The organism is uncultured Chitinophaga sp. (assembly GCF_902168175.1).
In the GTDB taxonomy this organism is placed as follows: domain Bacteria; phylum Bacteroidota; class Bacteroidia; order Chitinophagales; family Chitinophagaceae; genus Chitinophaga.
In genome coordinates, this window is sequence record NZ_CABHOU010000005.1 from 1 (window position 1) to 20602 (window position 20602).

Annotated in this window: 10 protein-coding genes; 5 read left to right on the forward strand and 5 right to left on the reverse strand. The window is 48.7% G+C overall.

All coding sequences use genetic code 11. The annotated features are described in order from the left end of the window. Both QZT80_RS00245 and QZT80_RS00250 read right to left on the reverse strand, forming a co-directional pair. Nucleotides 1-3334: SusC/RagA family TonB-linked outer membrane protein (locus QZT80_RS00245; RefSeq protein WP_295116439.1), on the reverse strand; the 3334-nt coding region annotated here is incomplete at its 3' end. 332 nt (nt 3335-3666) lie between these two features. After that, on the reverse strand, nt 3667-4851 hold the full coding sequence (locus QZT80_RS00250; protein WP_295116441.1) for an ROK family protein: 1185 nt from the start codon (nt 4849-4851) through the stop codon (nt 3667-3669). 179 nt (nt 4852-5030) lie between these two features. On the opposite strand from QZT80_RS00250, the gene QZT80_RS00255 reads away from it, so the two are divergent. Beyond that, nucleotides 5031-5825 carry a hypothetical protein gene (locus tag QZT80_RS00255; protein WP_295116443.1) on the forward strand — a complete coding sequence of 265 codons (795 nt, stop codon included), beginning with the start codon at nt 5031-5033 and terminating at the stop codon, nt 5823-5825. A 39-nt stretch (nt 5826-5864) separates the two neighbouring features. Here the strand turns inward: QZT80_RS00255 and QZT80_RS00260 are convergent, their stop codons facing one another. From QZT80_RS00260 to QZT80_RS00270, 3 genes are all read right to left on the reverse strand, one after another. Next, nucleotides 5865-7142, reverse strand: coding sequence for a TCR/Tet family MFS transporter (locus tag QZT80_RS00260; protein WP_295116445.1), 1278 nt, complete (start codon nt 7140-7142; stop codon nt 5865-5867). Nucleotides 7143-7328: 186 nt separating this feature from the next. Beyond that, the gene (locus QZT80_RS00265; protein WP_295116447.1) at nt 7329-8204 is read right to left on the reverse strand and encodes a flagellar motor protein MotB; all 876 of its coding nucleotides are present in this window, start codon (nt 8202-8204) and stop codon (nt 7329-7331) included. 136 nt (nt 8205-8340) lie between these two features. Further along, nucleotides 8341-8730: a DoxX family protein gene (locus QZT80_RS00270; RefSeq protein ID WP_295116449.1), complete on the reverse strand. Its 390-nt coding sequence runs from the start codon at nt 8728-8730 to the stop codon at nt 8341-8343. 229 nt (nt 8731-8959) lie between these two features. Here QZT80_RS00270 and QZT80_RS00275 point away from each other — a divergent pair, with 229 nt between their 5' ends. The 4 genes from QZT80_RS00275 to QZT80_RS00290 all read left to right on the forward strand — a co-directional run bounded on the left by QZT80_RS00275 (nt 8960) and on the right by QZT80_RS00290 (nt 20516). Further along, a complete protein-coding gene (locus tag QZT80_RS00275) occupies nt 8960-9895 on the forward strand; it encodes a hypothetical protein (protein ID WP_295116451.1) in 936 nt (311 codons plus the stop codon). Between the two features lie 360 nt (nt 9896-10255). After that, nucleotides 10256-14245: a two-component regulator propeller domain-containing protein gene (locus QZT80_RS00280; RefSeq protein WP_295116453.1), complete on the forward strand. Its 3990-nt coding sequence runs from the start codon at nt 10256-10258 to the stop codon at nt 14243-14245. Between the two features lie 134 nt (nt 14246-14379). Beyond that, nucleotides 14380-16797, forward strand: coding sequence for a sugar-binding domain-containing protein (locus QZT80_RS00285; RefSeq protein ID WP_295116455.1), 2418 nt, complete (start codon nt 14380-14382; stop codon nt 16795-16797). A 491-nt stretch (nt 16798-17288) separates the two neighbouring features. Then, entirely contained in the window at nt 17289-20516 is a 3228-nt protein-coding gene (locus QZT80_RS00290) for a TonB-dependent receptor (protein ID WP_295116457.1), read from the forward strand. Nucleotides 20517-20602: the final 86 nt, after the last annotated feature.

A 20602-nucleotide genomic window follows, 5' to 3' on the forward strand; every position in this document is an offset into this window, starting at 1 on the left:
CGATGCCGTTAATGGCTTCCGGGTTCAGGTTGTCTGGTAAGGACGAGTAGATGTAAAACAGGTTACGCCCGATCAAAGAAATATCCAGTCCCTGCAAAACGCCGGTGCGTTTTACGATGGCAGAAGGTAGACTGTAGGTGAAGGTTACTTCTCTCATTTTAACCCATGAGTTTGTGAAGATGCCTTCGCTGCGCGGCATTTTAATGTTAGACCAGCCTTGTGATACACCAGCGTATTTGTACATGTAATGCACCACGTCGGTATTTGGTTTGCCATCTGCAAATACACCGTCCAGTGTTACGCCATGGTTGGCAGTGGTGCCATCTGGGTAAGTGTATGGCAAGCCGCCACCATTACGTTCTTTAAGAGTGGCAGGTGAAAGGCCCATGCCCATAGCAGCTGCATAGTCGGCAGAGTAAATATCACCACCCAGTTTAAAGTCGGTAAGGAAGTAGAGGCTGAAGTTTTTGTAGTTAAAGGTGTTGCTCAAACCACCGGTTAATTTAGGCGTAGCGTTACCAATTGCCACCGGATCGGCTGTAGTTACGTATTGTGTACCCACCACCTTAGTAGGATCGCTTTTATCCAGTACCTGTTGTACTACTTTTTTACCGTTCAGGTAAGTGTAGTCGTAACCGTAAATGGTGCCGTAGTTTTCGCCCACTTTTACATACATCTGTACGCCATTATTACCCCAAAGGTCCTGCAGCAGGTATTTGTCGATACCATCGGCCAGTGCTACCACTTTATTGGTGTTATGCGCGGCGTTCAGTACTACGTTCCAGCGGAAGTTTTTAGCAGCTACCGGAGTAGCGCGCAGTATGAATTCTACGCCCTGGTTCGACAGTTCGCCACTGTTAAAGGTAATTGCACTTGCGCCGGCCGACCATGCGAGGGAGCCGCTCATGATCTGGCTGGTAGCTTTGGCTTTGTAGAAAGTTACTTCTGCATTCAGCCTGTTTTCCAGGAAGCCCATTTCCAGTCCTATTTCGTAAGATTTATTACGCTGTGGTACCAGGTCGGCACCGGGAGGCAGGATAGGTTGCAGTCTTCTTACGGTCAAACCGCCAAAGGTCGATGGCGCTGTACCGTCAATGAAGTTGGAAATAACCTGTGAGTTATAGGTGTAGGTAGTTTGATAAGGATTGGCACCATTCGCACTTTCTGCGGCCGATACTTTCAATTTACCATAACTAAGCCAGCTGGCATTCTTCAGGCCCTTAAACGCCTCTGTAAATACGAAGCTCAGGTTCGCAGATGGGAAGAAGTAAGACGATGTGGCTACCGGCAGGGTAGACGACCAGTCGTTACGACCCGTAACCTGGAGGAACAGGTAGTCGTTGTAGGAGAGATCAAGTACGCCGAACAGGGAGTTCAGGTTGTAATTTGCCCAGGCCTCTTTCGGCAGGTCTAATGTACCGGTGGTGTTAGAGAGGAAGTATTTGTTAGGTACGGCGAAATTGGCCTTTTCACCATTGTTCCAGGCGTTATAATTGTACATGCGGCTGCGTAAGGCACTGTTGCCCACCAGGAAGTTTACGTTCAACCCTTTCACAATATTCTCTTTATGCAGGTTGGTAAACAGTTCGAAGTTAACATCCTGGTTACGTACGCTTTCTATGCCATACTGACCTCTTACGCCAAATGCGTCTATCGGTGTGTACTTACTTTCTACTTCCGTGGTAGCATAGTTAATAGAAGTTCTTCCCGAAACATTTAACCATGGGGTAATATCTGCTGATAATTTTACAGAACCCAATAACTGGTTACGTTTCAGGCGTTGGTTATGCTCGAACAGGTTCCAGAACAGGTCCTGGAAAGAGTTGTTGTTGTAAGGATAAAAACCGAGGGGAGAAGAAGTCGGGAATACGTTTTTGCTGCCATCAGCATTTTTGTAGATATCCATTTCTATAGGTCTCCACTCTCTTGACATACCATGGATCATAAATTTGCTCACTGCATTTTCAGAACCCACGTCCGGCGTATTCAACCGGTTGTAGTTAGTGTAACTGCCATTGATCTCCGCTTTCAGTTTCCTGGAGATGTTAAGGCTCGACCCCAGGTTTACATTGTTCTGATCGTAGTGGCTGTTCAGCTGCACCGACTTGTTATCGATATGCGTCATGCCCACGCGGATGGTACCAAAGTCGCCACCGCCGCTAAACGACAGGTTATGTGTTTGTGTATTACCGGTGCGGAAAAACGTTTTGCGGTTATCTGGCTGCGGCGACCAATTCCGTTTTACACCATCCCACCAAACGATTTCTGTACCGTCCAGTTTATGCCCCCATGAGGCGGCAGGACCGTACCAGCTGAATATGTCCCAGGTAGAATAACCGCCTGGAATGGCACCCGCTGCCTGGTATTTGTCACCCGCGGGCTGACCATCCCATGGGTAGTTACCGGGGAAACGTTTTTCGCCGGTGCCGGTAGTTGGAAACTCCGGTACGGCCGACCACATAGCATTGGAGCCACCATAACCATATTCGTTCTGCACGTCCTGGAAGCGGTAAGCATCGGTAAACAGTGATGAGTAGTTATAGTCTACGCCCAAACCAGGCCTTTTTGAGCCTTTTTTGCTGGTGATGAGGATAACGCCGTTAGCACCTCTTGCGCCGTAAAGAGCGGCTGCGGAAGCACCTTTAAGTACCGTAATATCCTCTACCTCGTCGGGGTTGATAAAGTTCATGAATGAGCCCCAGTCTTTCGGGTTTTCAAGACTGGAGTTGGCGGTGGAAGTAGTACCACCCACAGGATCGTTCTGTACCTGTATACCGTCCATCACGATCAGCGGCTGGTTGTTACCCAGTATGCTGTTGTTACCGCGTATTACGATACGGCTGGAACCACCCTGTACACCGTTGTTTGGTGTAATATTAAGACCGGCCGATTTACCCATCAGGCCCGAGGAAATGTCAGGCGCGGCGGCCCTGGTGATGTCTACATTGCTCACTTTTTGGGCGGAGTAGCCGATCGATTTAGCTTCGCGTTTAATACCCATCGCGGTTACCACGATCTCATTCATGGCTACCGGCGGGTTTAATACGAGGTTCAGTGTATTGTCTGTTCCCACAGTGGTTTCGCGGGCGGAGTAGCCAACATAACTGGCTACCAGTACGGCATTTGCCCTGTCAATAACAATCGTGTATTTACCTGTTTCGTCGGCTACCGTACCTGTTTGTGTGCCTTTGATCTGCACGGTGGCGTAAGGCACCGGATTGCCCTCGGTATCCCTTATTATGCCGGTAATCGTCCGTTTGGTTTGGGCATGGAGGGGAGCGTTACTTATGAGCAATAGGGATACTACCCACAAGAGCATTTTGAATCTGTTCATGTGAAAAAAGATTTTAGTTGATAAATCCAGACAGGTTGTGCGTTGTTTCAACCTGTTGTTCGATGTTTAATAAGCCGTATCTATGGCATACGGCGGTTGTGCTTGAAAAATGGCGGGTTGCGTTTGGTCATATGCAATAATTTTAGCGGTGGAATAAATAACTCGTTCAGTTGTTTCTGTTTCTTTTTATTGCGTTGTGCTGCAGTGCGTCGACGATTATCCTCTTTTTCTTCTCACTTATCCTGTAATAGTATAATTAATTGTGTGTTTGCTGTTTGTGGTTAATAAAAGGGTTTAGTACTATAACATGTTTATCTTAATGCTACCTGTCTTTATTTCTGGTGGATGAAATTTTCCATCACTAATGCTGCTGATCCTAATAATTCCGCTTCATATCCTAATGTGGATACTTCAATGGCTGTATGGTCGGCCAGTCTTGGGATACAGTGTTCGTTCATTGCCTGTTGTACCGGGGCTATCCATAACTTTCCCGCCAGTGATCCTCTTCCGCTTAGTATAACAGACCGGGGATTTAAAATGTGGATCAGGATAGCTACCCCTCTTCCAATATTGTATCCTATTTGTGCCAGCAGCTCTACGCAAAAATTATCGCCTTTGTATGCTGCTTCCATTATGCTTTCTACGTCTTTTTCGCTGTGCCCTGTGGGAAAGGTCGGGGGGAGAGATGATATTCTCCCCGCTTTAATTCCCTGTACCGCCTTCTCTAACAACACCAATAACGATGTTTCTGTTTCAAGGCAGCCACTTTTTCCGCAACTACAAAGTTTATTGTTGTTAAAAAGAGGGATGTGGCTAAACTCGCCGGCAAAGCCGTTATTCCCCCTGAATAATTTTTCGTCCAGTACCATTCCCAACCCCACGCCCCAGCCAATATTAATGACCATACTGTTACGCTGTTTTTGCGCGGTGCCAAAACGGTACTCCGCCAGCGCAATAAGGCTCGAATCATTATCAATATAAACCGGTAAACCCGTTGCTTCGGAAATATGATCTACTATAGTGCGCCCGTCGCTGTGAAGTTGCGGGAAAGAATAATTTACACCCTTCGTTACATCTATAAATCCCGGCATGCCTATACCAACACCAATAATTTTCGATTCACAAATGCCCGACTTCTTCACCAATGCCAACAGCCGTTCCGATAGTTGTTTAATGATATCCGGATTATCTTTTAACGGTAATTCGAACTTCTCTATCCCCATCACATGCCGGTTCTCTATACTCATCAGCGACATCCTCGTTACCAGTTGGTCCATCGAAACAGACAATATATAAAGTGCTTCTTTGTTAATCGTATAAGTGGCGGGGCGCCTGCCTCCGCTCGATGGTGCGTAACCCGACTCCTGCAAAATGTTCTCCTTCACCAGGTCGTTCACCGTTCTTATGATGAGTGGCAAGCTCTTCCCGATTCGTTCACTTAACTCGCTTGCCGATAACACGTTAGAGTAATAAAACTCCCGTAGGATCAGGCGTTTATATTGCTCGTCTTTTTTCATGGGCGGGAATTCCTTAACAAGATAATAACATTTTTAAGATCTACAATATACTTCTTAAAGTTTTTATAAAGTTTATGCTGTAATTGTGGATGTATTTATCATGATAAGATGATGCAATCGGTGGAAAAGCGGTTAAGCCCTCCGTTAATTTTACTATTTTAGGCCATCAAGTTCCCGTTATGAATGTATTTAAGCGTGTTTTAAAGACTGGTTTAGTCGTTATGGCAGCGTTGCTGCTCGTGTATCTGTCGGCCCAGGGAATCAGGCATATGCGCGTGGCAGATGCATCTCAACTTCAAACTGATCATTTTAGGATATTGTATAGCGGCATTTTACCTGCCGAGGCATCGGCGATAGCCAGGCAACTCGAGGCTAATTATGAACCCGTCAATAAATCACTTCGTAACCTCTATCACCCTCTTATTACGGTGCATATTCATCCTAACCAGGGTGCTTTTAATGAGGCCACCGGTTTGGGAGGAAGTAAGGCTAACGGCACCAGTCGCGGCCCCTATACTATTCATCTCATGTACCAAACCTGGTTCAATACTTTTTTTCCGGATGATATGCGCAAAGTGGCGGTACACGAGTTTACGCATTGCGCGCAGCTGAACATCCTGCTAAACGAAGCGCCCGACAGGGCTGCGGCGGACTTCGAGCAACGGTTCGAAAAACGTTTTGCCGAACAGTACCCGCGGTGGTTTTGGGAAGCACTGTCTGACTACGAAGCCGGCATGGTTAATAAGTGGAGTGTGCGGTACGGCATGAGGAGTAAGCCAAGCCTTCAATCGCTGAACCAGGGGAATATGATTTACAAGGTAGGTTATACTGCGGTGGAGTATATGGTTAAAAAATGGGGACGCGATAAACCTGCATTGTTTATCCGTACCTATGGTAACTTCCGGGAGGTACTGGGTGTAACCGAAGCGGAGTTTGAGGAAGGCTGGAGAACATTTGTAAAGGAACATTATTAAACAGCAAAGCCTGCATCCGCGCAGGCTTTGCTGTTTGTGTTAATGCAAAGACTGGGCGCTGGTAACATCGCCTGCGATAACATTGCGCAGTTCGGGATGCTCCTTTTTTTCGCGTGTTAATACCTTGTATATGATCACTACGCTCGCCAGCATACATGCTGCCCCAATAAGGAAATGTACACCGGGCAAATGGAATGGTGCCTTTGGCGAGGTGAAGTAGGCAAATGTATTGTTCATGATCAGCGGGCCGAAAATGGTGCTTAAACTCATTAAACCGGTAAGTGCTCCTTGCAGCTCGCCCTGCTGGTTGGGCTGTATATGACCCGCAATAACAGACTGCAGCGAGGGTCCGCAAATACCGCCCAGGCAGTAAGGCACCAGGAAAGCAAACATCATCCAGCTTTCGGTGGCAAATGCAAAAAGTGCCATACCAAGTGTGTAAAGCAGCAAGCCTATATAAATACTTTTTTCATTCCCGATCCTTGGATTGACCACCCTGGTAAGTCCGGCCTGTACACCACCCACCAGCACGCCTACCACGGTGAGTGATATACCTATCATCTCATGGCTCCAGCCAAACCGGTATTGGGTAAAGAAGTTCCAGTTAGATTGTACTGCCTGGCCGCCCAGGTAAATGAGGAAGAACCCGATGGCGAGGCCGCCTATCTCTTTATGTTTGGCCAAAAAAGCAAGTGAGCCGAACGGATTGGCACGCACCCATTCAAAAGGCCGGCGGTTTTGTTTGTCCAGCGATTCGGGTAAAAAGAAATAACCATAAATGCAGTTAAGCAGGCAGAGTGCTGCCGCCGCATAAAACGGTGCCCTTAGTCCAAACTTAGCCAGCAATCCCCCTAAGGCGGGGCCTAATACAAAACCAAGTCCGAATGCGGCTCCGATAAGTCCGAAATTCTTTGCTCTCTCGGTTTCATCTTTACTTACATCGGCAATGTATGCGGAGGCGGTGGTAAAACTGGCACCTGTGATACCGGCTATGATACGGCCTACGAACAGCCATTCAAAAGTGGGGGCCAGAGCTAGTATAATATAATCGACGCCGAAACCAAATAATGATAAAAGCAATACTGGCCTGCGCCCGAACCGGTCGCTCAGGTTGCCTATAACCGGTGAAAACACAAATTGCGTAATGGCAAAAGCGAATAACAACCAGGCGCCGTAAGTGCTGGCCTCGTTTATGGGTATGCCCTTTAACTCAGCTATCAGGTCGGCCATCACTGGTATGATTAACCCAAAGCCCATTACATCGATTAAAAGTGTAATGAAAATGAAGGTGATAGCCGACTTTTTTGTTGTACTCATAAGTTTACGTTGACTCGTATAAGTTTGGAGGTTTGTAAGTTTCGGGAGCAAACTTACGGCGAAAGGTTTATAGTTCGAGATGGTAAATACGTCAGCTTTGGGGGCAATTGCGTCAATCTGCTAAACTTCAGGGCATAAAAAAGAGGATGCCTGCTCAGCATCCTCTTAAAATATAATAAAGTGATATTATTTCACGCTTGTGCTGTCCGATCCATCGGGCGCTTTGTCGATCAGGTCCATGAACTGGTCGAGCTTAGGTGTGATAATGATCTGTGTACGCCTGTTTTTAGCTTTGCCAGCCGCATCGGCATTGGAGGCAATCGGGTTGTACTCACCACGGCCACCGGCAGTTAAACGTTTAGGATCCACCTGGTAGTTGTTCTGTAATGCCTGCACTACAGATGATGCCCTAAGGGCACTCAGGTCCCAGTTGTTACGGATGTTGGTTTGAGAAATGGCCACATTGTCGGTATTACCTTCAATGAGTACATCATACTCGCGGTAGTCTTTGATAATTTTCGCGATCTTACTCAGCGTTTCGTTAGCAGCGGTAGATATTTCGTAGCTGCCGGATTTATACAGCATATTATCGGAAAGGGAGATGTACACTACCCCTTTCAGTACCTGTACGTCCACATCCCTCATCTCTTCGCGGCTCAGCGAGCGGGTGAGGTTATTGGTCAGCACCATGTTAAGTGAGTCGCTTTTGTTCTTGGTGTTAACCAGGTGCTGGATATATTGGTTAGAAGAGTTGATCTCATCTACCAGTTTAGCGATGTTGGTATTGCCCTGGCTGGTGGAGTTCAGACATTTTTCCAGTGAAGCCTGTAAGGCCGCTATGCTGGTACGTTGTGCCGCTATTTGTTCTTCCAGGCTCTGTACACGGGTGGTGGCCCCGGTAAGGTTCCGCTGGGAAGTCTGGTATTTTCCGTCTAATTCTCTGTTTTGGCTCTGCAGGTCGTTATAGCTGGTTTGCAGTGCGCCGAACTTCTTATTGCTTACACAACCCGTAGCAAGTATAGATAGGGCAAGTACAGCAGAAGATAAAATCGTTATTCTCATATAATATTTGTTTAAAATAAGTACATAGATGGTGATAGTCAGGAACCATCCAGGATGCAAAGGTTGTGCCAGTAAAGCGGGTTGAGGTGTACAGATGAGGGTTTCAGGAGGCGATATAACGGCTGCTGTTGTACATTCAGCGCCTGTCGGCAGCCGCAGTAACGAGCAGGGCGATAATGAGGATAAAACTATATTCCACCCCTCCGGTACCATGTTCGCCTACGAACCAGCCGAGGGAAGCATGGATGAGTATGATGCCTGTAATCAGCAGTACAATAAAACCGGCGCTTAGCCACCGTGTAAAATACCCCAGCGCCAGTAGCAGGCCGCCGGCTATTTCGTATACCGTAATGCCCCAAACCACAACGGAGCCATATATAAATCCTTTGGTGTTCAGGAACCCGCCGAAACGCTCAATAGTGCCGTTGGCAATGCGTACGATGGCGTGCAGCAGAAAGATGAGGGCGAGGGATGCCCGTAATAGCACTAAGGCCTGAGTGAGTGAAAGGAAGGGGAGGCGTTTCATGTTGATAACGAAGTTATCGCTAAATAAGGAAGGAGGGTATACCTGTAAATAAGGAGATTCACGTACGGGTTTGTGGTGATATTGACTGCATCTTTCTTTATTTTCCCGGATATAATTTTCCAATATGGCTGGTGGACTTTATTGGTGGATCTTGTCAGTCGTGAAGTAAACAGCTTGTTCTTGATTATGCACTTCCTTTTCGGTAAATTTAACTAACCTCTAAATCATCATGATCAATTTCATTTTTGCAACAATTGTAGCCCTTTTTCAACTGAACAGCGCTCAAATGAATGCGCTACATCACCCCATCCTGTTTTTCTCCACCGATAACGGTGCCACCTGGAAAAATGGCAGCGCCGGCCTGCCAGATAGTGTTCAGATAGGCCTCGGTGCCATCGCTGTATCGAAAAATACAATGGCTGTATCCCTGAAACGGTATGGTATTTATCTCTTTAATACAACGACCCCCAAATGGGTGAGTATGCCAACCGATGCGCGTATCATCAATGCTAACCCGGCTGCCCTGGCTTTTTACAATAATGCTATTTACGCTGGTACACAGTATGCCGGGGTATTTGCATCCAGGGATAAAAAAACATGGATACCACTTAATAAAGGACTCACAAATTTGACAATCCGCCGGTTTGCTGAAATTAACAACCGGTTGTACGCCTGCACTAACAATGGCCTGTATGCTTTCGATGAGCTGCATCAGCAATGGCGCCTGGAATACGGCGACAGTGCGATGCAGGTAAATGGCGCAGCGTTTTACAACAATAGTATTTACATCGCTACCAATAAAGGCGTGTTTTGCTCGCGTAACGGCAAATGGTCGCTGGTACTCAGGAATAAATCATTGCATAACATTAGTGCCGATGGTAGTACGATATATGCAATGACCTACAACGAATTATTTACTTCGCAGGATGGCGGCTTTACCTGGATTAGTAGTCAGAAAGGCCTGCCACCCACATTGTATACTTTTAATGTAATTGCCAGTGGAGGCGAAGTGTTTGCCGGGCAGTGGGATGGCCTTTACAGGAAAGATGGCAATGAATGGAAACGGTATGGTACCGGGTTGCCTGCAAACTTTGCATTAACGAATATGAAGGTGTATGATGGTGGAATGGTGGTAGGAGGGGCGGCGAGCAGTAACGTAAAATAATATGCGGCTTAGGTATCAGCGAAAATATCACCCACAGTTTTTAGAAGCCACTCTTTTCAGAAGATGCACACCATCGTACTGTGTTTCTTCAGTACACCACCGGCTTTGCAGATGTTAGCCTGCCCCGAAAATTCACGATGTTATTTTCTCCATGTTTGATGAAAAAATCGCCCCGCGATCCGGTATTTCGCTGTTTGGTATGGCGGCGCATGTCGTGTAGCATAAGGTTTGGTGAAAAAAGTTCTATCTTCCATACAGTGAAGACACAACGGCAGCCTGCATTTATCAACCTGATACCGCCGTTGAAAACGATTGCAATAGACGACTATGAAGAGAACTGGTTTGCTTATATGCTTGCTGATGCTGCATTTCGCACTGAGTGGAAATGACCGGACGCCCATCGTCCGTTATCTCGATATTAACCATGGTTTGTCTAATAATGTGATCACCTCGATTTTCCAGGACCATCATGGGTTTTTGTGGTTCGGCACTTACGACGGGCTCAATAAGTATGACGGTTATTCATTTACGGTATACCGGAATGTGATTGAAGATACCAACTCGATTGGTGATAGCCAGATTTCGGCTATCAGTGAAGACAGTGAGTATAACATGTGGATTGGGACCAGGAACGGCCTGACGGTTTACAATCCTTTGAAGGGGCGGTTTTATCAATGCCGTTATAAAACGCCTTCGGGTGAAGTGACGGAAATAGGTGGCGGCGCCAGGGGAATTGTGTCGATAGGGAAAAAGGTGTTTGTGGGTACTGGCAGAGGACTGCTCGTGTTTACCCTTGGATCTGGAATAGGAGAGGTGTTGCGGCTCACGAAAGGGCCAGCTGTTTATTCGGTAAGTTCTGTTGCTTATGATTCTGCACGAAATGAACTGTGGGCATTGGCATCGGGCAACCTGTATAAATACGATGAAAATAAAAATGAACTGATGTTTGTGGCTGAAGCGGTAAAAAAGGCTAACTGTATTGGTTTGAGTGGAACTGATCTGATATGGGTGGGCACAGAAAACGGCCTTTTCAGCTTTAGCAAAAGTACCCGTACTTTTTCTGAAAACCGCGCAGGCCAGCCCTTGTGGGTGACCGCCATTGTACTCGACGCGGAAAATAATTTATGGGTGAGTACCGAAGGCATGGGCGTATGGATGATGCCTCATAACAGTCAGCAGATAAATCCATTTCGCGCAGTAGGCGGCGGTATTAATAGCAATGCGATTGCCACCATTTATGTGGATAAGGACGACCGGAAGTGGATAGGCACGCTCCGGGGCGGCATCAATATTTTAGAGAATAGTGCAAACCCATTCAGGAAAATCAGCTTTCCTGCGGAGGGGCCCACTGATTTAGCGGCTAATTTTATTCTTTCTTTTTGTGAGGATACGGATGCAAAGGTTTGGATAGGTACCGATGGTGGTGGCATATGGCATTGGGACCGGCACGGCGATACCTACACGCGGTACGTAAAGGAAACAAGCACATTAAGCAGCAATTTTATTACCAATATCGCGAAAGATCATCAGGATAATTTATGGATCGCTACCTGGTTCGGCGGTATCAACCGGCTGGATAAAGGTACCCGATCGTTCAGGCAGTACCGTTGTTACAACCCGGTAGCCGGCCGTTATGAAAATAATATCTGGTTCATTCGGGAAGATGGGCAGCAGCGTTTATGGGCCAGCGCCACGAACAATGGTTGTCTGTATTTATACAACCGTACGGCAGACCAGTTTGAGCTGTTCGATGCAGCGTTGGTTAACCTGCAGGCGATGACGGAAGACGGTGAGGGCAACCTTTGGGCAGGCAATTATTCATCCATTATCCGGATAGATCCTGTAGGAAAGAAACATAAGCTGATCCCGGTGGGCTACCCGGTGCGGAGCATCCGGGATGCCGGCGCCGGCAGGCTCTGGGTGGGTACCGGCGGCGGCGGTTTGTTACTGTTTGATGTGGCTGCCGGTACGTTTAAAAGGTTTACGACCAATGACGGGTTGCTCAATAATACGGTGCTTCGCATCCTCGAAGATAAAAATGGAGAACTGTGGATCAGTACTTTCGCAGGGTTATCGCGCTTTAATCCGTTTACGGGCACTTTTAAGAACTTTACGCAATCGGACGGTTTGCAAAGTAACCAGTTTAGCTTTAATGCCGGGCTGGCGCTCCAATCCGGCGAGTTCATGTTCGGTGGACTGAAAGGCTTTAACATCTTTCATCCTGACGATATTGAGAATGCACAGCGTGAGCCCGCCGTATTGCTCACGGGTCTTTGGATCAATAACCGGCCTGCCTATAGCAACGATACGTATATCCGGGAAGTGGCAGATGGAAAAATAAGATCGATCACTGTTCCTGCGAGCGAAGCAAATCTCTCTATAGACTTTACAGCCATCGCCTTTAACGATGCGGATAAATTACGTTACGCCGTGTATCTGGAAGGCTGGGACAGGAGCTGGGGGAATGGTACAAATAGCCGCGCGGCTGTATACTCCCGGCTGAATGCGGGTAACTACACGCTGCACGTGCGTACAACGAAGAGTGATGGTACCTGGGGCGCAGATACGGTGCTGCTCACCATCCGGGTATTACCACCCTGGTACGCTACCTGGTGGGCCTACCTGCTATATGGTGCCACCGTGCTGGCTGCCTGTGTGGTGTACCTGCGTTACAGTAAACGGCAGCAGCAAATGAAGTTCAGGCTGCAATTGGCCAACCTGGAGAAATTACAGGAAAAACAAATGACGGAAAATAAACTGTCGTTCTTCACGCATGTATCGCATGAGTTCCGCACACCACTTACGCTCATCATCAATCCGCTAAAAGATTTGCTGGCAGACGAAGGTGTGCGCCCGGCACATCCTACGCTTACGCTGATACAACGTAACGCGAAACGATTGCTGAGTCTTGTAGACCAGTTGCTGTTGTTCAGGAAGGTAGAGTCTGTGGACCAGCAGTTGAATTGGGAGAAGTTAAACCTCGGGGAGATCTGTAACGATGTGTATCTGAGTTTCCTGCAACTGGCCACCTCTAAAAATCTGGCGCTTACTTATGCGGCGCCGGAGCAGGAAGTGCAAATTTACGGCGATCGGGAAAAGATTGAGATCGTGTTGTTCAACCTGGTATCTAACGCCCTCAAATACACGCAGGAAGGAGAGGTGAACATCAGCATACACCAGTTGGACGAACATTACGAAGTGTGGGTGAAAGATACGGGGCCCGGTATTGCGCCGGAGCTGGCGGCACATTTGTTTGAGTCTTTTCACAGGGGTGGAAATAAAACTCAGGCCGGATTTGGCATTGGGTTGCATGTTTCCCAGAAGCTGGCCAAAGCTCATTCCGGGCATATTTCCTTCACGACCGATCCTGGCGGGGGCAGCCTGTTCAAATTAACGCTTACTAAAAATGCCCACCTCTTCGGCACCGAAATCGCCCTTGCAGTACCACCGCCCGAATCCCGCTTGTTGAATGAACTGGTAGCAGGGGTGGGTACATCGATAGGAGAACCGGATGTGGAGCTCTCTTATCAAACCAGGGATATTGAGAAAGTGGTGTCTGGATTACCGACAATGGTAGTTATAGACGATGACCCGGAACTGCGGGCCTACCTGCAACAGATTTTTGAAAGAAATTATACGGTATATACGGCCAGCGATGGGGAAGCGGGCTACGAAATGGTCCGAAGCATATTGCCCGATATTGTGATTTCCGATGTGGCAATGGATAAAATGGACGGCATCGCTGTTTGTAAGAAAATCAAGAGTGAAAAGCAACTGGCGCATATCCCGGTTATCCTGCTGACAGGCAGCGTATCGGAGCAATCGAAGGTGAGCGGCTTCGACGTGGGCGCCGATGACTATATCGGCAAACCGTTCGACCGGAACATGATCGTGGCGCGTGTAGAAAACATACTTCGCGCAAAAAGCCGGATGCAGCAATATTTCCTGGACTCAGTGCTGGCAAGGCCCACCATGGGCTTTGATTTTGAGCATAAGGAGTTCGTAGACCGCTGTATTGCGGTGGTAGAACTCCATATAGATAATCCGGAATTTGGTATACAGGCGTTTTGCAGGGAGCTGGGCGTAAGCCATCCTACCTTGTATAGAAGAATTAAGACCCTCTCTGGTTTAACCATCGTGGAGTTCATCAGGAGCCTCCGGTTGCGCAAGTCTGCGGATTTGCTGATCACTACCGGTTCAACAGTAAACCAGGTGGCCATGCAAACCGGCTTCAACGATATCAAGTATTTCCGGGAGCAGTTCGTCCGGTTGTTTGGGATGACGCCTTCTAACTTTATAAAGAAATACCGGCAGCCCCTCGGCAACAGGAAACTGCGTGACCTTAGTTAATACGACATTGAAGGAGCTGTGGCCACCCGCTACAGCTCCTTTTATAAGAATTTACCCCCTGTTTTTTATGATTTACCCCCTTGTCGCCCAACGCGCTGTTGCCTACTTTTAAGGATTCCAAAAAAGTAAACGTTATGATCAGAGCAATTGTAGGCATCACCACGTGGATGACGCTGTGCCTTAGTTACCCGCTGGCCGTCAGTTCGCAGGCCGTTCAAAGGTCGCAGTTGATATCGGACGACTGGAAATTTTTTCTGGGTGATGCAGAAGGCGCTGAAAAGCCTGCCTTTAAAGATGACAACTGGAAAAAGTTGGACCTGCCGCACGATTGGTCGGTGGACCAGCCATACAATCCTTCACTCGCCAGCGCGGCTGGTTACCTCCCCGGCGGTATCGGCTGGTACCGAAAGTCGATTGTTATCGGTCCCGGTTATAAGGATAAGAAGGTGAGCATTTATTTCGAGGGCGTTTCCAATAACAGCGAAGTATTTATTAATGGTAAAAGTCTGGGCAGGCGCCCCAACGGCTATATTTCCTTTTCGTACGACCTTACACCGTATTTGAAGGAAGGCGAAACGAATGTGCTGGCCGTGCGGGTTGACCGTACAAAATACAATGATTCGCGCTGGTACGCCGGGTCGGGCATTAGCCGCAACGTGTATTTACAGGCTACCAACCCGGTGCATTTGCAGCAGTGGGGTACTAATTATTATACCCGCAGTGTGGGGAAAGATGGCGCATCACTGACGATCAGCAGCACGTTGGAAAACAATGCTTCCCAACCCGCGAACGTTTCCTTACAACAGCGCATCCTTGATAAAACCACGCAAAAGGTACTGGCCACGGCCACGAAAACCGTAAAACTTGCCGCCGGTGAAAAGCTGGAGGTAAGCGTGCCCCTGAAAGTACCGGGCGCAAAAGCCTGGTCCGTCGCTTCCCCAACCTTGTATACCCTGCAAACTTCGATCATGCGTGGTAAAGAAGTATTGGATGAAGAGCACGCCCCCGTTGGTTTCCGCACCATCCGTTTCGATCCGGATAATGGATTTGCCCTTAACGGCGAATGGATGAAGCTGAAAGGCGTTTGCCTGCACCACGACGCTGGCGTGTTGGGCGCCGCCGTACCAAGAGCCGTGTGGGAACGCAGACTGAAAACATTAAAAACCCTTGGCTGCAATGCCGTACGTACCAGCCACAACCCCGCTAATCCCGATCTGTACGACCTCTGCGACGAACTGGGCTTGCTGGTGATGGATGAAGGTTTCGACGAATGGAAACATCCCAAACGTAAATGGGTAGAAGGCTGGAATGTAGGTAAACCAGGCTTCGACGGTTACGCTCCGAATTTCGAAGAGTGGGGGAGCCGCGACATGGGCGATCTGGTATTGCGGGACAGGCGTCACCCCTCCATTATAATGTGGAGCATTGGTAACGAGGTGGATTATCCCAACGATCCTTACTCACATCCCGTACTTGACACGGCCACATTTGGTCAGAAAGCTTACGGTGGATATCGCAAAGATGCTCCGGACGCGATGGAGCTGGGCGTGATCGCACAGCAACTCACCAAAGTGGTGAAAACTTACGATACCACGCGCCCCGTTACCGCGGCACTGGCAGGTGTGATCATGAGTAACTATACCGGCTACCCCGGTGCGCTGGACGTTGCCGGGTACAATTATACCGAGAACCGTTACGCCATGGACCATAAAAGCTACCCTAAACGCATTCTCTACGGCAGCGAAAACCGTCACGACATGGCTGCGTGGAAGGCAGTACGCGACAGCAAAAACATTTTCGGGCAGTTCCTGTGGACAGGCATCGACTACCTGGGCGAATCAGGCCCCTGGCCATCAAGAGGCTTTTACTCCGGGTTGATGGATTTCGCCGGTTTCGTGAAACCGCTGGGTTATTACCGCCGGGCTTTATGGGCCGAACAGCCGGTTATTTACGTGGGCGCAGTTGCCCGCGGCCGGGGAGGCAGGGGGCAGCTCACGAACGCGCCCGCTATCTGGAACTTCGAAGTGGGCGATACCGTGAGGGTAGTAGCCTACACCAACGCTCCACAGGCAAAACTGCTGCTTAATAATAAGGAAGTAGGCGCCGCCCGCCCTTACGACGATGCCACCGGTGTTATCTACTGGGACATTCCCTACCAGCCAGGCAAACTGGAAGCCGTTGCGCTGAACAACGGATCACCCGTGGCGAATATGAGCATCCAAACCTCTGGCCGCCCGTACCGGCTGCTCGCCACCATAGAAGGCAATGCCAGCAACTTGGCACAAGTCATCGTAACAGTAGTCGACGAAGAAAACCGACCGGTGTTACTGGCAGATAATAATATTACCTGCACGATCGACGGTCCGGCCAGACTCCTGGGACTGGAAGCCGGCGACAATACCGACATGGGCGACTATACCGATAATAAACAACGCGCCTATATGGGACGGCTGCTTGCCTACCTGCAACCCACCCGTAAGGGCGGTCCGGCGAAAATTACATTTTCGAGCCCCCTGCTGCAACCGGTAACGGTGACGCTGGCGGGTCAATAAGATGGTTGAGGGGACAAATTGCTGATAATCAATGATACGTCATTTGTTACAGGTCGAATTTGTCCCCCTTTTTTTATGATTTGTCCCCTCTCTTGCTTAACAATTAAGCACTATTTTACCAACGCTTTAGAACCATTATCTGATTCCACAAACTGATTAATAATGCAATAGCCACGCGTATGAGAATAATTGTCATTTACACACTTGTTGGTCTAACACGACCAGTTTCTGCACCCGAATACTAATTCGCGCTTCAGATCCCACTTACCCATTTTTTCAGTGAACGTACATCAAAAACATAAAACCGTTATTTAAACTGCCAGTTATCGTATGATCAAATTTCTGCTTCATTCCATGGTGAACACTGTTACGCAGCCCCCGTTGCCGGTACAGTCATTTTCGCTGCCGCACCCTCCCGTTCGGCAGTATGCTCGGGCGAGTCATTCCACGGATGATTCGTTTTTCTTAAACCGCTCTAAAATCTGTTTGTAATGAAAATTCGCACGTATTACCGGGGCAGCGCTACTGCTGCTGCTCCGTTTTTTCTCCGTATGCTGGGCTATGCACCGTTGCTGACGCTCCTGCTTCTTTTATCCGGCCAGGTGTTCGCTCAGTCGCTGACTGTCAAAGGTCAGGTAGTGGATACGGCCAGTACCGGGATTTTTGGCGCAACCGTGCAGGTGAAAGGAACTTCCACCGGCACAGCGACCGATGCCGACGGCCGTTTCACGATCAGCGCCGCTAAAGGTGCGGTGTTGATCATTTCTTCTTTAGGGTACATGTCCCGGGAAGTAACTGTAAATGGCGAAACCGTTAGTCCGGTTTCACTCACGCGCCTTAGCACCGATCTTACAGACGTAGTGGTGGTGGGTTTCGGTACGCAAAAGAAGGTGAACCTCACCGGTTCCGTTGCTACCGTAAGCGCCAAAGCGCTGGCCGACAGGCCGGTGCGCAACGCCACCCAGGCGCTACAGGGCCTGGTAACGGGTCTGAACATCTCCCAGAATAACGGTTCGCTGGAAAGCAACCCAAGCATCAACGTGCGTGGAACAGGTACGATCGGTACTTCTTCTTCAAGCCCGCTGATCCTGGTGGATGGGATGGAAGGCTCACTGAACGCCATCAACCCGCAGGATATTGAAACCATTTCGGTATTGAAAGATGCATCTGCCTCCGCGGTGTATGGTTCCCGCGCCGCATTTGGCGTGGTACTCATCACCACTAAAAAAGGTAAGGCAGGCAAAGCCAAACTGAATTACAACAATAGCTTGCGCTCTTCCCGTCCGGTATTGCTGCCTAAGCAGATGGATTCCTACACGTTTGCATTATACTGGAACGATGGTAACACAAACGCCGGTAGCGGCGCGTTCTTCTCGCCCGAGCACCTGCAACGTATCAAAGATTACCAGGCTGGTACCAATAAAAACAGCATCGTTGTTGATCCGAACAACGCGAACCGCTGGGCCGATGGCTACGGTTTTGGTAACGCGAACGTAGACTGGTACGGCGAAATGTATAAGAACTCAGCGTTTTCACAGGAACATAACCTCAGCCTCCAGGGTGGTAGCGATCGTATTACCTATTACCTGTCTGGCAACGCCATGAAACAGGGTGGTATGATGCGTTTCAACACAGACCATTACGATCGTTATGGCATTACTGCAAAAGTGAGCGGTAAAGTATCTGACGAGATCACCATCAACTATACCAATCGTTTCATTTATGAAGGTTACGAGCGACCATCAGCTATGACCGATGGTTTTTACCAGGACCTCGGCAGGCAGGGCTGGCCTACTTTGCCGATGTATGATCCGAATGGTTTCTTATATAGTTCACCTTCCCCGGCATTGAAAATGGCTGATGGTGGTGTAGATAACAACCAGCGCTCCTGGAACTACCAGCAGTTGCAGATTGTTGCAGAGCCGATCAAAGGCTGGAAAACCTTCGCGGAACTGAACTACCGTTCCCGCACCGATTTCCGTCACTGGGATGTGCAGAAAATTTACAACCACGACGTAGCCGGTAACCCTTACATCTATGATTCTTATTCGGAAGTATCCGAGTACGGTTATAAAGAAAACTACTTCAATACCAATATTTATTCTGAGTACAGCAAAACTTTCGCGCAGAAACATAATACCAAGTTCATGCTGGGTTTCCAGTCGGAGCTGACTAAATACCGTGACGTGAGCGCTACCCGCCAGGGTATCATTGTGCCCGGTAACCCAACCATCAACACTACTTCCGGTGTAAACAATGCCGGTACCGTAGTGCCTCCTGGTGTTGCCGGTCAGTATCAGAACTGGGGTATCCAGGGCTTCTTCGGCCGTTTGAACTATGATTATGATGGTCGTTACCTCTTGGAAGCTAACCTTCGTTACGATGCATCTTCCAGGTTCAGGACCGACAGCCGCTGGGGTTTATTCCCGTCTGTATCCGCAGGCTGGAACATCACACAGGAGCCATTTGCAGAAGGATTGAGAAGCGTTGTGAGCCTGTTGAAACTCCGTGGTTCTTATGGTGAGCTGGGTAACCAGAATACCAATAACTGGTATCCCACTTACGTAACCATGCCGGTATATACAGCGAGCGGTGGCTGGCTGATCAATGGCGTGCGTCCTAACTACGCCAGCGCCCCCGGCCTGGTAAGTTCTTCACTCACCTGGGAAACCATTAAAAGCTCCAACGTTGGTCTTGATTTTGGTTTCCTGCGAGGCAAGCTGACAGGATCATTCGAATTCTTTGAGCGTAAAACGCTGGACATGGTGGGCCCCGCTCCGGAACTACCTGTAGTTTTGGGTACCGCCGTTCCGCAAACCAACAATACCGACCTGAAAACCCGTGGTTTTGAAGCGGAGGTTACCTGGAACGATGTTCTGGATAATGGACTGAATTATAGCTTCCGTTTCCTGTTATCTGACTACCAGACAACTGTTACCCGTTATCCCAATAAAACTGGTGCCCTCAGCACTTACCGCGAAGGTCAGAAACTTGGAGATATCTGGGGGCTGACAACTGTGGGTATTGCGAAGAGCCAGGAAGAAATGGACGCGCATCTTGCTAAAATGGTAAATGGCGGCCAGAGCGCGATTGGTAATCAATGGGGTGCAGGCGATATTATGTATGCCGACGTGAATGGCGATGGTAAGATCGATAAAGGTAACTCCACCCAGGGTAACCCCGGTGACCTGAGCGTTATCGGTAACAGCACACCGCGTTATACTTTTGGTTTTGATGCGAACGCCAGCTGGAAAGGCTTTGATGTACGCGCATTCTTCCAGGGTGTGATGAAGCGTGATTACTGGCAGGGTAGCTACTTCTTCTGGGGCGCCACCAACAACATCTGGTGGTCAACCGGTTTCAAAGAGCATGAAGATTACTTCCGTGCCGATGAAAGCCATCCGCTGGGTCAGAACCTTAATTCTTATTATGCCCGCCCGCTGTTTAACAGTGGCAGAAACCAGGAAACACAAACCCGTTACCTGCAGGATGCCTCTTACATCCGTTTGAAAAACCTGCAGATAGGCTACAGCCTGCCTTCCCGCATCACCAGCAAACTGCGCATGTCGAACCTGCGTGTGTACATGTCCGGCGAAAACCTGTGGACCGGTACCAAAACTGCCACTATGTTTGATCCGGAAACAATCGACGGCGGCTCAGGCGGTAGTGTATATCCGCTGCAAAAAGTAATTGCTGGCGGTATCAGCGTAACATTCTAAACTTACTTACATGAACATTCTGAATAACTATAAAAGTGTGATTGCCGCTGGCCTCGTAGCCACTACGGTGTTCGCCGCTTCCTGTA